At 39.8% G+C, this 13,439-nt stretch carries 12 protein-coding genes and 1 pseudogene; 11 read left to right on the top strand and 2 right to left on the bottom strand.

The genetic code is table 11. The features are described from left to right. The first annotated feature begins 10 nt into the window (after positions 1-10). Both AC0VXV_RS19785 and AC0VXV_RS19780 read left to right on the top strand, forming a co-directional pair. Positions 11-1,441 carry an aldehyde dehydrogenase family protein gene (locus tag AC0VXV_RS19785; RefSeq protein ID WP_475529775.1) on the top strand — a complete coding sequence of 477 codons (1,431 nt, stop codon included), beginning with the start codon at positions 11-13 and terminating at the stop codon, positions 1,439-1,441. A gap of 64 nt (positions 1,442-1,505) precedes the next feature. Beyond that, entirely contained in the window at positions 1,506-1,994 is a 489-nt protein-coding gene (locus tag AC0VXV_RS19780; protein ID WP_008407032.1) for an acyl-CoA thioesterase, read from the top strand. Between the two features lie 160 nt (positions 1,995-2,154). Here AC0VXV_RS19780 and AC0VXV_RS19775 read toward each other — a convergent pair whose 3' ends face one another. After that, on the bottom strand, positions 2,155-3,468 hold the full coding sequence (locus tag AC0VXV_RS19775) for a protoglobin domain-containing protein (RefSeq protein WP_475529774.1): 1,314 nt from the start codon (positions 3,466-3,468) through the stop codon (positions 2,155-2,157). Between the two features lie 142 nt (positions 3,469-3,610). Between AC0VXV_RS19775 and AC0VXV_RS19770 the strand changes: the two genes are divergently transcribed. From AC0VXV_RS19770 to radA, 7 genes are all read left to right on the top strand, one after another. Further along, complete coding sequence (locus AC0VXV_RS19770; protein WP_475529773.1) at positions 3,611-3,841, top strand: acyltransferase; 231 nt, start codon at positions 3,611-3,613, stop codon at positions 3,839-3,841. A gap of 120 nt (positions 3,842-3,961) precedes the next feature. Next, complete coding sequence (locus AC0VXV_RS19765) at positions 3,962-4,267, top strand: DUF4870 domain-containing protein (protein ID WP_079523518.1); 306 nt, start codon at positions 3,962-3,964, stop codon at positions 4,265-4,267. A gap of 201 nt (positions 4,268-4,468) precedes the next feature. Beyond that, positions 4,469-4,933: a CtsR family transcriptional regulator gene (locus AC0VXV_RS19760; RefSeq protein WP_475529772.1), complete on the top strand. Its 465-nt coding sequence runs from the start codon at positions 4,469-4,471 to the stop codon at positions 4,931-4,933. A 12-nt stretch (positions 4,934-4,945) separates the two neighbouring features. After that, on the top strand, positions 4,946-5,488 hold the full coding sequence (locus AC0VXV_RS19755; protein WP_079523516.1) for a UvrB/UvrC motif-containing protein: 543 nt from the start codon (positions 4,946-4,948) through the stop codon (positions 5,486-5,488). After that, positions 5,485-6,582 carry a protein arginine kinase gene (locus AC0VXV_RS19750; RefSeq protein ID WP_475529771.1) on the top strand — a complete coding sequence of 366 codons (1,098 nt, stop codon included), beginning with the start codon at positions 5,485-5,487 and terminating at the stop codon, positions 6,580-6,582. The genes AC0VXV_RS19755 and AC0VXV_RS19750 overlap by 4 nt, the downstream gene beginning before the upstream one ends. Further along, positions 6,579-9,023, top strand: coding sequence for an ATP-dependent Clp protease ATP-binding subunit (locus AC0VXV_RS19745; RefSeq protein ID WP_475529770.1), 2,445 nt, complete (start codon positions 6,579-6,581; stop codon positions 9,021-9,023). The genes AC0VXV_RS19750 and AC0VXV_RS19745 overlap by 4 nt, the downstream gene beginning before the upstream one ends. A gap of 196 nt (positions 9,024-9,219) precedes the next feature. Then, the gene (radA, locus tag AC0VXV_RS19740) at positions 9,220-10,593 is read left to right on the top strand and encodes a DNA repair protein RadA (RefSeq protein WP_079523513.1); all 1,374 of its coding nucleotides are present in this window, start codon (positions 9,220-9,222) and stop codon (positions 10,591-10,593) included. Between the two features lie 82 nt (positions 10,594-10,675). On the opposite strand, the pseudogene AC0VXV_RS19735 reads toward radA, so the two are convergent. Continuing rightward, a pseudogene (locus AC0VXV_RS19735) lies at positions 10,676-11,284 on the bottom strand (acetate uptake transporter); the annotation flags it as partial. 285 nt (positions 11,285-11,569) lie between these two features. Between AC0VXV_RS19735 and AC0VXV_RS19730 the strand changes: the two are divergent. Both AC0VXV_RS19730 and ispD read left to right on the top strand, forming a co-directional pair. Continuing rightward, the gene (locus AC0VXV_RS19730; protein WP_079523511.1) at positions 11,570-12,643 is read left to right on the top strand and encodes a PIN/TRAM domain-containing protein; all 1,074 of its coding nucleotides are present in this window, start codon (positions 11,570-11,572) and stop codon (positions 12,641-12,643) included. A 13-nt stretch (positions 12,644-12,656) separates the two neighbouring features. Beyond that, on the top strand, positions 12,657-13,337 hold the full coding sequence (ispD, locus tag AC0VXV_RS19725; protein WP_475529769.1) for a 2-C-methyl-D-erythritol 4-phosphate cytidylyltransferase: 681 nt from the start codon (positions 12,657-12,659) through the stop codon (positions 13,335-13,337). The last annotated feature ends 102 nt before the right edge of the window (positions 13,338-13,439 follow it).

Raw genomic sequence — 13,439 nt, 5'->3', positions numbered from 1 at the left:
AGTGAATTAAATGAAACAGACAAAATTATGGATCAATGGCCAGTGGGAAAGTACGAATAAAACGACTGAGTTATCAGCACCTTATACGGGAGAAGTACTTGCAAATGTAGCAAAAGCAACGGCAGCGGACGTGGAGCGTGCAATTGAAGGTGCCCACCAAGCATTCCAGTCATTCAAAAAAACAACTGCTTATGAACGCGCGGAAATTTTATACAAAGTCGTAACGATTATGCGGGAACGTAAACAAGAACTTGCGAAAATATTGGCGGATGAAGCGGCAAAACCGATATCAGCAGGTATTGCCGAAGTAGACCGTACGATTGCGACCTACCAGTTTGCTGCAGAAGCGGCAAAACAAAGTACAGGAGAAACGATTCCGATGGATGCAGCACCAGGCGTAAAAGACAGAATCGGTTATACGAAGCGAGTTCCATTAGGCGTAGTTTCTGCGATTACACCGTTTAATTTTCCATTTAATCTCGTAGCCCATAAATTAGGGCCAGCCTTTGCTGTAGGGAATACGGTTGTATTAAAGCCTGCATCTCAAACTCCGTTAAGTGCACTTGTAATGGCTGAAATTTTCAAAGCAGCAGGTTTACCGGATGGCGCATTGCAAATTGTAACAGGCAGCGGCGGGGAGTTGAGCGAACCACTTGTAACACATCCACTTGTAAAAAAAGTGACATTTACAGGTAGTGGTGCGGTTGGTCTAAAAATTAAAGAAAAAATCGGCTTGCGAAAAATTACATTAGAGCTTGGTTCAAATGCGGCACTCATTGTAGAACCTTCAACACCGCTTGAAAAAATAATGAAGCGTGGTGTAGGCGGTGCATTTGGATTTGCCGGACAAGTATGTATTTCATTGCAACGTATTTATGTTCATACCTCAATTTATGAAGCATTTACAAAATTATTTGTTGAAGAGACAAAGAAACTAGTTGTTGGAGATCCGCATGATGAAAAAACAGATGTGAGTGCAATGATTCATCCTGATGAAGTTAGCCGTATAAAAAACTGGATTGAAGAGGCGAAGCAGCAAGGTGCAACGGTTGCAGCAGGAGCTGAATTTACAGAACGCACATGCTCTCCAACAGTCATGACGAATGTGAAGCCTGATATGAGAATTGTTTGTGAGGAGACTTTTGCGCCGATTGTATCCATTGTGCCGTATGAAACACTGGATGAGGCAATTGCCCTTGTAAATAAATCGGAGCTTGCGTTAAATGCGGGTATTTACACAAATGTATTAACAGATGCGATGAAAGCTGCTGAAGAGATTGAAGCAGGCGCGGTGATCATTAACGATATTCCAACATTCCGTGTAGACAATATGCCGTATGGTGGCGTCAAAATGAGCGGCTACGGTAAAGAAGGCATTAAGTATGCAGTGGAAGAAATGACCGATTTAAAATTTATTACAATGAAGTTGAATTATGAATAGTTTGTACTAGCACTTCCATCTTCTGAATAGTAACATGGAGTGTAGTTTAGAAAGGAGGAAGATTATGAAAAATACTCTGCCGATGAGCTTTTCAAAATCTATCCAAACACGATTAGTACTACCTCCTGATACAAATCATCATCAATCGATATTCGGAGGAAAAGTGTTAGCATATATTGATGAAATCGCGGCGATTGCTGCAATGAAACATTGCCAAGGTGAAGTCGTTACTGCTTCTTTTGACTCAGTAGATTTCGTATCCTCTGCCTATGCAGGGGATATGATTGAGTTGGAAGCTGTTGTATCTGGAACAGGTCGTACTTCGATGGAAGTATATGTACGGGTTGTATCAAGAAATATTAAAACAGGTGCAAAGAAATTAACGACGGAATCATTCGTAACGATGGTCGCGATCGACGAAAACGGCAAGCCGAAGGAAGTACCGGGTGTTGAGCCGGAGACAGATTTCGAACGCCATTTATTTGAAACAGGCCCGATTCGTCAGGAGCATCGAAAACAAAAGCGAGCATTATCAAAAAAACGGCGTGCATAAAAAAGGGTTTTGTACAGTGGTAGAAGTACCAATTAATAAAAAGAAAACCCTTATTAAGAAACGGATATTTTAACGCACAGCAAAAAAAATGCTATTTTTCTCACAGAGAAAAATAGCATTTATGGGTTATGTTCCACCTTCTTTTAGTATTTAAGCAAAATTAATCATGCAGTTCCTGAACAATGTGGAGCAATGAATCCGATGATGTTAACACATTGTTTGTTGTATGTGTTAAACCGGTAATAACAGATGAAATGGCATGAATGTCTTCATTCGTGTTTTCATATTGCGTTTTAATGCCATGTACGGCTTCAGTAATTGATGTAAAGGAATCCGCCAAGTTTTTTTGCGTATCCACACTCATTTTTACTTGCTCATCAACACTTGAAACAGAGTCGGACATTTGTGAAATACTAAGTTCGGTTTCTTTAATTAAATGAGAGACGTTTTGTACCGCATTTTTAGTTTCCTCAGCAAGCTTTCGAACTTCATCAGCTACTACGGCAAATCCTTTCCCATGTTCACCTGCACGTGCTGCTTCAATAGATGCATTTAATGCAAGCAAGTTTGTCTGATCGGCAATCCCTGTTACTAACCCTACAATTTCAGCAATTTTTTTGGACGATTGACGCAATTTAACCATTGATGATTCAAGAGTGTCCACACGATCTAAAATGTTTGTCATGATTGCTGTCTGGTTAACTAAATATGTAGTCCCTGTCGTTGATTTATTTTCTGTTTCCGCTACTAAATTTAATCCTTGTGTTGTGTTGGAAGCAATTTCTTCGGATTGACTCGCAATTTCCTGTAATGAGGCATTTGTCTGATCACTAATATGCGTTAACTCTTGTGCAGTATGTTGAATTCGCTCCACAATTCGGTATTTCATTTCCAAACTTTCAGTACGAATGCGCTGCTCTTCTTTTTCATATGCTTCAATCACAAGCTGCTGCTCAAAGTTGATTAGTTTTGAAAAAGCATTAATTGCTTTAGCCATTTCTTCATTTGACATTTCAATTTTACTAATAAAGTCGATAAACGTGGTCATTAGCGATTGGAATGATGCAATATACCACTTTGATTGCAGTCCGATTTTAACATGGACATGTGCAATCGTTTGTCGTTCCTCTATATAATTTGAATCGATATTACAGTTGAACATCGCTTCTAAATGCTTTGTTAATGTCCCTTTAAGACGCTCCATTCGAGCTGAACTTCCTATAATATCCACAAGCTCCGGACTTAAGCTAATCGCACCATAAAACTTCTCCACCATAACTGGAACAACTTGTTTTGCAAAAGGTTCCAGCTGTTTAATCACGGCTAAATCCTCTTTCGTTAAATTTAGCAATTGAAGCTGTTTATGTAAGTTAGGATAGTTTGAAACATCCAGGTTTACTTGCTGTGCATAATTTGCAATATCAAAATAAGGCTTGTTTGAAACTTTTGTTGCTCTAGAAAACAGAATACCCATGTTCTTCCTCGATTCATGTATTATTAAATAATACTATTTTACTGTTTATATCGGATGAAATATTAATATTTCTATAGAGATTAAAAATTTACAGTAATTTGTATTTGAGGTAATATAACTATTAAAATGGATGCAGTAAATAGTGAAAGGCGTTGTAATGATGAAGTTTCATAAAGGGCGTTTAAAATTTGTTTTACCATTGTCGCTTGGAGTTGCGATCGCATCGTATATCATGCTAGTAAACAATTATGCAGAAGTAGGCTACCGTGACCGCATTTTAATAGTTATTGGAGCAACCATCTTAACCGCAGTTATTTCCTACTTTTTATTCCCACAAGAAGGGGATAACCCGAAAGATAGAGGCCCATATTAATCAAATATAGACATCAAAAGAAATCTCGAAATAAAAATTCGGGATTTTTGTCCTCTCTATGAAACTTTTACGAATATTATCCGTAAATAAGCTAATAAACTAAAGTGAGGTTGATAACAAATGGAATCTAAATGGTCGAAAATCATTATTCATGCCAGTGCATTCTTTGCGCCGTTCCTAGTACCGATTCTGTTTTTCTTAATAAGTTCTGAAGATGAAGTAAAGCGTACAGCAATCCAAGCATTGCTTTTCCAAGTCGTATTCGGAATTTTAATAGCCATTGCAGGAGTTCTTTCTGTATTGTTAATTGGTTTACCATTCCTATTAGTATTTTTACTCATCTTCTGGATTGCACCGGTCATCGGTATTGTAAAAGCATTATCTGATCAGCACTGGAATTATCCAATTGTAGGACGCTGGGTATAATTTATCCTCAATTTGGCAAAGTTCATAAAAGCGGTAAGGTTTGTTTAAAACACCTTATCGCTTTTTTTACATAAATAGGGATTTATTAATGTAAAAATAGGGAAACCTAAAACAAGAGTGATTAGTTGCATTTCAAAAAAAAAATATTGTATATTTAAGTCAAAGATAGTCAAAGTCAGTTGATGAGAGGTGAGAGACAGCATGAGGAATATATCTGACATAATTGAAGGGTATTTGAAGGAAGTTATTGAATTAGAGGGACAGGGACTTATTGAAATAAAGCGAAATGAATTAGCAAAGCAATTTGCCTGTGCTCCTTCCCAAATCAATTACGTTATCAATACGCGTTTCACGACCGAGCATGGCTACTATGTAGAGAGTAAGCGGGGTGGTGGCGGTTATATTCGGATTTTGCGAGTAACGATCCACTCTAAGAAAAATCTATTGGACGAAATGGAAACACAAATAGGTAACGAAATTGCTCAAACTAATGCTGAACGTATTATTTTCCGGTTATTGGATGAGGACATTATTACAGAGCGAGAAGCAAGCATTATGAAGGCCGCTTTAGACCGGGTCACATTACAGGTAGGTTTACCGCTGCGTGATCAGCTAAGAGCACGTATTATGCATGCAATGCTACAAACGATTTCTTTTGAAAAGTAGAGGTGGATTATTATGATATGTGAGCATTGTAAACAGCGTCATGCCAATGTTACCGTTACTCAAGTTCACAATGGTCAAAAAGTGGAGCGTCACTACTGTGAAGTATGTGCCACTCAATTTCATCCATTTCAATTTGACGTAAATGAAGAGCCTGCATCTCTTCAGCAGCTTATTTCAAATTGGTTCAATTTTGTACCTGTGAATGCAAAGAAAGAAAGTACGACAACGAATACAAACAGCCCAAAATCCTGTCCTTCCTGCGGGTTTACGTACCGACAGTTTTTAAAGCAAGGGAAATTTGGATGCGGTCAATGTTACGAAACATTTAGCGAGCAATTACCACAGCTACTTGAACGTCTTCAGGCAGGTACTCAGCATGTAGGGTATGTGGAAGAAGGACCTTCAAAAGAAAAAGTAGAACAACAAATCCAAGAGCTCCGTTCATCACTGCAGCAAGCTATTGCGGAAGAGCGTTTTGAAGATGCAGCTTCCATACGTGATGAAGTAAGGGAATTGGAAAGTAAAATAAAACAGGAAGGTGAGGGGAACGCATGAACATCGAGCATTTTTTAACGAATGCCAGTCCCAGCTGGATGCAACACGAAAGCGATTCCGATATCGTCATTAGCACGCGCATTCGGCTTGCTCGTAATATTGCCAATACTCGATTTCCGATAAGTTTTACAGAACAGGAAGCACAAATAATCGAAGAAAAATTGATGAAGTCATTATTATCTTCGGATAACAACCCATATCAGTTTTCCTATTTCCAAATAAAAGATATGCCGGTTTTACAACGCCAAATTTTAGTGGAGAAGCATTTGATCAGCCCGAATTTGGCACGAAGAAAAAAAATTGGATCATTTTTTTTAACAAAAGATGAATCCATTAGCATATTAGTAAATGAAGAGGATCATATTCGCATACAGAGTCTTACTCAAGGGATGAATTTAAAAGAAGCATTTGATAAGGCTCGCAATATTGACCGCTACTTAAGTAAGTCAATTGCGTATGCATATGAAGACCGCTATGGTTATTTGACAAGTTGCCCAACAAATGTCGGAACAGGACTTCGAGCTTCTGTCATGCTCCATTTACCAGCACTCACAATGATGAAACAGATGAATCCATTAATTCAGATGATGACAAGATTAGGAATGGTTGTGCGGGGTATATATGGGGAAGGCAGTGAAAATTTAGGGAATATTTATCAAATATCAAACCAGATCACATTAGGTAAATCAGAAGAAATGATTTTGCAGGAGCTTCAGGATGTTGTAGAGCAAGTAATCAAAAAAGAAGAACTTGCCCGCAAAAATTTGCTGATGCGTGCCCCCTCGATGTTGGAAGACCGCTTAAGCCGTTCCCTTGGTACATTGAAGTACGCAAAAATTTTAACGAGTGAAGAAGCGGCAAGCTGTTTATCAAATGTACGTCTTGGGGTAAGTTTAGGATTATTAGAAGCAATTTCACAGCGTAAACTAAATGAGTGCATGCTTATTATGCAACCTGGACTCATTCAGCAATATATTGGTACTACGTTACAACCAGCAGAGCGTGATATGTATCGTGCGAAGCTGTTGCAAGAAAAGTTAAACGAGCAAGATGAAGCTACAAACAATGGGGAAAAAGGAGAGGATTTTCTATGATGTTTAATCGATTCACACAACGTGCTCAGAAGGTATTACAACTTGCTCAAGAAGAGGCAATTCGTCTTAAGCATAAAGAAATCGGAACTGAACATATTTTACTTGGCTTAATTCGTGAAGGTGGCGGAATTGCCGCTAAAGCTTTGGAAGCAATTAATATTAGCCCTCAAATGATTGAAACTGGCATTGAGGAACTCGTTGGAAAAGGTACTGAAGATGTAGGCCCAATCGTACATTACACACCACGTGCTAAAAAGGTAATCGAACTTTCATTGGATGAATCACGTAAATTAGGGCATGCGTATGTCGGAACAGAGCATATTTTATTAGCTTTAATTCGTGAAGGTGAAGGGGTTGCTGCCCGCGTATTGGCGAATACAGGTGTAAGCATCAATAAAGCACGCCAACAAGTTTTACTTTTATTAGGCAATAATGATTCAAACACTAGTGGTAATTCCAGCATGACACAAACAGTAAATACACCAACACTTGATAGTTTAGCCCGCGATTTAACAGCTGTAGCGCGTGAAGGTTCACTTGACCCGGTTATCGGTCGCTCAAAAGAAATTACACGTGTTGTAGAAGTACTGTCACGTCGTACAAAAAACAACCCGGTACTGATCGGGGAACCAGGTGTCGGTAAAACGGCTATTGCAGAAGGCTTGGCACAGCAAATTATCAATAATGAAGTACCGGAAACGCTGCGCGATAAACGTGTAATGACGCTTGATATGGGTACAGTTGTTGCAGGTACGAAATATCGTGGGGAATTTGAAGACCGTCTGAAAAAAGTGATGGATGAAATTCGCCAGGCTGGCAATATTATTTTATTCATCGATGAGCTTCATACATTAATCGGTGCAGGTGGCGCTGAAGGTGCAATTGATGCGTCGAATATTTTAAAACCATCATTGGCACGTGGCGAACTGCAATGTATCGGTGCGACAACATTGGATGAGTACCGCAAATATATCGAAAAAGACGCGGCATTAGAGCGTCGTTTCCAACCAATCCAAGTTGATGAGCCATCTGTTGAAGAAACAATCCAAATTATTAATGGTTTACGTGACCGCTATGAAGCACATCACCGTGTGAAAATTTCGGATGAAGCGGTAGAAGCGGCTGCAAAATTATCGGATCGCTACATTTCAGATCGTTTCTTACCGGATAAAGCAATTGACTTAATTGATGAAGCTGGTTCGAAAGTGCGCTTACGCTCTTATACTGTTCCACCTAACTTAAAAGAGTTGGAAGATAAATTGGAAAACATCAAGTCTGAAAAGAATGCCGCTGTTTCAGGACAGGAGTTTGAAAAAGCAGCTGCATTGCGTGATACAGAGCAGAAGCTGAAACAAGAGCTTGAACAACTGAAAAAAGAGTGGAAAGAAAAACAAGGCAAAGAAGAGTCTACAGTATATGTAGACGACATCGCACAAGTGGTGGCGATGTGGACGGGAATTCCTGTTTCGAAAATCGCACAGGCAGAATCTGCGAAGTTATTAAACCTTGAAGAAGAATTACACAAACGTGTAGTTGGTCAAGGTGAAGCAGTAGAGGCAATTTCCCGTGCAATCCGTCGTGCACGTGCAGGCTTAAAAGATCCGAAACGTCCAATCGGTTCATTCATCTTCCTTGGTCCTACAGGGGTAGGTAAAACGGAACTAGCACGAGCACTTGCCGAAGTAATGTTCGGTGATGAAGATGCGATGATCCGTGTAGATATGTCTGAGTATATGGAGAAACATTCGACTTCTCGTTTAGTCGGTTCACCTCCAGGCTATGTCGGATTTGACGATGGTGGTCAATTAACAGAAAAAGTCCGCCGCAAGCCATATTCGGTTGTACTGTTGGATGAAATTGAAAAAGCGCACCCGGATGTATTCAACATCTTATTACAAGTGTTGGAAGACGGCCGCTTAACTGACTCAAAGGGCCGTGTTGTTGATTTCCGCAATACAGTAGTCATTATGACATCGAATGTTGGGGCAGATGCTCTGAAATACCGCAAACATGTAGGATTCGGTGCCGGTGTAAATGCATCGAAAGACAAAGACATGAAGAACACAATGCTGGAAGAACTGAAAAAAGCGTTCCGTCCAGAGTTCTTAAACCGTATTGATGAAATGATCGTGTTCCATTCATTAGAAAAGGAACACTTAAAAGAAATCGTATCATTAATGGCTAACTCTTTAACGAATCGTCTGAAAGAGCAGGATATCGAACTGCAACTTACAGATGCAGCGCTTGAGAAAATTTCGGAAGAAGGCTATGATCCACAATATGGTGCGCGTCCATTACGTCGTGCATTACAAAAACATGTGGAAGACCGCTTATCCGAAGAACTGTTAAAAGGTACATTGGATAAGACGCAAACAGTCGTACTGGATTATGCAGATGATGAGTTTGTCGTACGTACACAAGAAAAAGTAGCAACGAATTAACAAAAACAGACGAGGCGGGTAATTCCTGCTTCGTCTCTTTTTTTCACTCTCGTCGTTAGAAATCGGGGAATACAAACTAAACAGAAATTATTTTTATGGGATACGCTAGCCTAGAATGAATTTCGTGACAGATTAGTGGGTATTCGATTTTGATTCGTGTACAATTATAGAACAAACATTCGAAGGAGCTAGCAAAATGGCAAAAAAGAAGTCTAAATTTATGTGCAGCAGCTGTGGCTATGAAGCGGCAAAATGGATGGGGCGCTGTCCTGGCTGTGGTGAGTGGAATACGATGAATGAAGAAGTCGAAGTCATCACAAAAGGTCCGCGTGGTGCGTTCCAGCATTCTACAACCGCTACAAAGGCAACACCTATTATTCATGTGGAGGTACAGGAAGAAACACGTATCGCTACAGAAATGAATGAGTTCAACCGTGTGCTCGGAGGCGGTATCGTACCAGGTTCGCTTGTATTGATAGGCGGTGATCCAGGTATCGGAAAATCGACTTTATTACTGCAAGTATCGGCGCTTCTTTCCAATCAGGGAAAACGTGTTTTATATATTTCCGGTGAAGAATCTGTACGTCAGACGAAGCTGCGAGCTGAACGTTTAGGTGTACATACGCCGGAGCTTTATATTTACTCGGAAACGAATCTGGAGTTTTTAAATCAAACAATTGATGAAGTACAACCGAAATTTGTTATTGTCGATTCCATTCAAACGGTACACCATCCGGAAGTAACAAGCGCACCAGGCAGTGTGTCGCAAGTGCGTGAATGTACCGCGGAACTGATGCGTATTGCAAAAACAAAAAATATTGCTATTTTCCTTGTTGGTCATGTAACGAAAGAAGGTCAGATTGCCGGACCGCGTATTTTAGAACATATGGTAGATACGGTGCTTTACTTTGAAGGGGAACGCCATCATAACCATCGGATTTTACGCAGTCAGAAAAACCGTTTTGGATCTACAAATGAAATTGCGATTTTTGAAATGCTCCATGGAGGATTAAAGGAAGTACTGAACCCGTCTGAGTTATTTTTACAGGAGCGATCGCAAGGTGCCCCCGGTTCGACGATTGTTGCATCTATGGAAGGGACACGCCCGATTTTGGTAGAAATACAATCTCTTGTTACACCAACGAGTTTCAATTATCCGAAACGTATGGCAACAGGGGTTGATCAAAACCGTGTACAGCTTTTAATGGCGGTATTGGAAAAACGCATGGGCATGATGCTTCAGGCACAGGATGCGTATATTAAAGTTGCGGGTGGCGTGAAGCTGGATGAGCCAGCGATTGATTTGGCTGTATTAACAAGTATTGTTTCAAGCTTTAAAGATCAGACAGTACGTCCGACAGACTGCTTTATCGGGGAAGTCGGGTTAACTGGTGAAGTACGCCGCGTTTCGCGAATTGAACAGCGTGTTCAGGAAGCGGCAAAGCTAGGATTTAAACGCGCCTTTATTCCAGCTTCTAATATTGGTGGCTGGGAATTCCCGCCGGACATTCAAGTCGTTGGCGTCGAAACAATCAGCGATGCACTGCGGGAATCTTTCCAAAATTTATAGAGAATACGTTTTTAGTAATACGATCAAAAGGCATGGAAAGTGGAAATATTTTCATGCCTTTTTCTTTCTTTAAAAATGCTTCTCTTGTGAAAATGCCAAAAGGCTTTCCAATCGGCAGGAAGTTGAAGCTGAAATGCTTGTTCAGTACATTGGCCCCAGCACCGTAAAGTGATAAAAGAGCGATGATTAACTCAGAGTAAGCTGCAAGTAAATGCATGCCGTTCTCCATAATTCCAAATGAGCTTAATGCCAGACCGATAAATAAGAAGTCGATCATGACGAAGATGGCGAATAGAACTTTATTTGTTTGAGCTGCACCAATCGTCATAAATAGGGTAAAGATTAAATAACCTAAATACACAACACCGAGCTGAGTTGTATCAGCAGATACCTGTAATGTTGCACCAAATAAACCGGCTTGAACGAACCAGCTCATACCTACGCCCATCCAGAACAAACCATATGCGCTGAATGCCGTCGTACCAAATGTATTATTATGCTTTGAATCTAATACAGATGCGTAAAATTGTGCAATACCTCCTAAAAATATTGCCCAAGGAATAACCAAACCTAAGCCATCTGTCCAGCCTAACTTTTGAGTGGAAGCAACAAATGTTACAATCGCCAAACCGAATAAACCAATTGCAGACGGGTCAGCTGTAGAAATTTTTACTTCTTTTGCAGTATTCAAAACGTACTCTCCTCTTCTAAGTTGAAATTTTCTATTATACTAAAATAAAATATACATTAATTTGATTAAACTACCGGTAGTGGGAATTTAGAATGAAGTACGTCATTTTTGAATTAGTATCGCGTAAAACTTAACTAAAAAAATAGGGAATAATCTTAAAAAATGGGTAAAATCCTAATATTGGAATGGAATTGCAGTTTGTTGATTATTTGCCCTGTCTTTTGGTACCTGGGCTTCGCATGAATGAAACTTTAGATGTATAATTATTAACTGGAGGTGAAACAAATGTTGAAGAAAATAATTCAAGTAGCATTTTTATTTATCGGTGGAGCATTAGGCCTTATTTTCTTACCGCCCTTATATGCATTCATGAACTTATCATCCAATCCTTGGCTTAATAATCCATACTTCAGTGTCGCGATAGGTGCTGCTTTATTATTCGTTTTATCGTTTGCATTATCTGATTACTTTGTAAAATTAATTACTTGGTTAGAGGAAGTATTATTCAAATTGCCTGCAGCGGATCTACTGTTTGGTACACTCGGTTTAATTGTGGGACTATGTGTAGCAACATTAGTCGGTGTCGCAATCAATCAAATGAACATTCCTGTTATTACCGCTGTTGTTCCTGCTATTTTATCCATTGTTCTGGGCTATCTCGGTTTCCGGTTAGGTTTCAGTAAACGGGATGAGCTATTGCAGATTTTTTCCGGGAAATCTACGAAAAAGCGGCAAAGTGACGGATCTGTCAAGGAAGTTCAGGAGCAGTACAAATTACTTGATACGAGTGTCATCATTGATGGGCGTATTGCCGATATTTCAACAACAGGCTTTGTTGAAGGAATTTTAGTCGTGCCTCAGTTTGTATTAACAGAACTCCAGCATATTGCGGATTCATCTGATACATTGAAGCGTACGCGTGGTCGCAGAGGTCTCGATATTTTAAAACGTCTTCAGGACGAACGTGCTTCAAAGGTACTTATTACGGAAGTGGATTTTGAAGATGTGTCTGAAGTGGACTTAAAGCTGGTTCGTTTAGCAAAAAACATGAGTGCTCAAATATTGACGAATGATTTCAATTTAAATAAAGTTTGTGAACTGCACCGTGTACAAGTATTGAATATTAATGATTTGGCAAACGCGGTGAAACCGGTCGTTATTCCAGGTGAAGATATGCAAGTCGTTGTCATTAAAGACGGGAAAGAACACAATCAAGGTGTTGCCTATTTAGATGACGGAACAATGATTGTAGTAGAAGGCGGCCGAAGCTATATTGGCCAGGCAATTACAGTTACTGTAACGAGCGTACTTCAAACATCGGCAGGGCGAATGATTTTTGCCAAGCCAAAAGAGGATTAGGATGTGAAGCATTTTGCGTTATGAAGTTGTTTTACCGGCAGCAGGAAGTGGAAAGCGCATGGGTGCCGGGCAAAATAAATTATTACTAAACTTAGCGGATAAACCGATTTTAGTTCATACACTTCTTGTTTTTGAACAAGATGAAAACTGTACGGGTATTTGGCTTGCCGTAAAAGATGAGGAACGTCCATTTATCCAGTCGCTCATCGAAAAGTATAATATTGCAAAAGTAAAAGGTATGCCTACAGGTGGTGAAGAACGGCAACACTCAGTGCATTCATGCATTAAAGAAATGAATGCAGTGGATGTTGTCCTTGTTCATGACGCTGCAAGACCTTTTATTACGATTCCGAAGATTACCGAGCTTGCAAAAGTCGCTTATGAAAAAGGAGCAGCTATTGCAGGGGTTCGTGCAAAGGATACAATGAAAGTTGTCCATAACGGCCTAATTAAAGAAACTGTTGACCGTGAATCTTTATGGATGGTTCAGACGCCGCAAGCGTTCCGTTACGATTTACTGGCAGAAGCTGAAGACGTAGCCGAAAAGGTAGGTTTTTTAGGAACTGATGAAGCAATGCTCGTTGAACGTTTAGGGCATGATATTCATATCGTGGAATGCAGTTATGAGAATGTAAAAATGACAACGCAGGAAGATCTGATTTTTGGGGAAGCTATTTTAAAACAACGAAAATAGAAGATACCTTGAAAAGAAAATAGGTTTGCGAGGCTTTTTTCGGACAAGTTGATTATACTAATGATAATGAGATTAGCAGAAAGTAGGTGAAAGCTAGTTTAC

The sequence above is a fragment of the Solibacillus sp. iso_87 genome, from assembly GCF_056173085.1.
The sequence above is the reverse complement of the archived record's forward strand: the minus strand, read 5'-3'. Positions and strand labels throughout refer to the sequence as shown.

What these genes read in the sequence shown, in the direction of transcription:
- AC0VXV_RS19785 (WP_475529775.1), top strand. Translation starts at nt 11, where the DNA reads ATGAAACAGACAAAATTATGGATCAATGGCCAGTGGGAAAGTACGAAT.
- AC0VXV_RS19780 (WP_008407032.1), top strand. Translation starts at nt 1,506, where the DNA reads ATGAAAAATACTCTGCCGATGAGCTTTTCAAAATCTATCCAAACACGA.
- AC0VXV_RS19775 (WP_475529774.1), bottom strand. Translation starts at nt 3,468, where the DNA reads ATGGGTATTCTGTTTTCTAGAGCAACAAAAGTTTCAAACAAGCCTTAT.
- AC0VXV_RS19765 (WP_079523518.1), top strand. Translation starts at nt 3,962, where the DNA reads ATGGAATCTAAATGGTCGAAAATCATTATTCATGCCAGTGCATTCTTT.
- AC0VXV_RS19760 (WP_475529772.1), top strand. Translation starts at nt 4,469, where the DNA reads ATGAGGAATATATCTGACATAATTGAAGGGTATTTGAAGGAAGTTATT.
- AC0VXV_RS19755 (WP_079523516.1), top strand. Translation starts at nt 4,946, where the DNA reads ATGATATGTGAGCATTGTAAACAGCGTCATGCCAATGTTACCGTTACT.
- AC0VXV_RS19750 (WP_475529771.1), top strand. Translation starts at nt 5,485, where the DNA reads ATGAACATCGAGCATTTTTTAACGAATGCCAGTCCCAGCTGGATGCAA.
- AC0VXV_RS19745 (WP_475529770.1), top strand. Translation starts at nt 6,579, where the DNA reads ATGATGTTTAATCGATTCACACAACGTGCTCAGAAGGTATTACAACTT.
- radA (WP_079523513.1), top strand. Translation starts at nt 9,220, where the DNA reads ATGGCAAAAAAGAAGTCTAAATTTATGTGCAGCAGCTGTGGCTATGAA.
- AC0VXV_RS19730 (WP_079523511.1), top strand. Translation starts at nt 11,570, where the DNA reads ATGTTGAAGAAAATAATTCAAGTAGCATTTTTATTTATCGGTGGAGCA.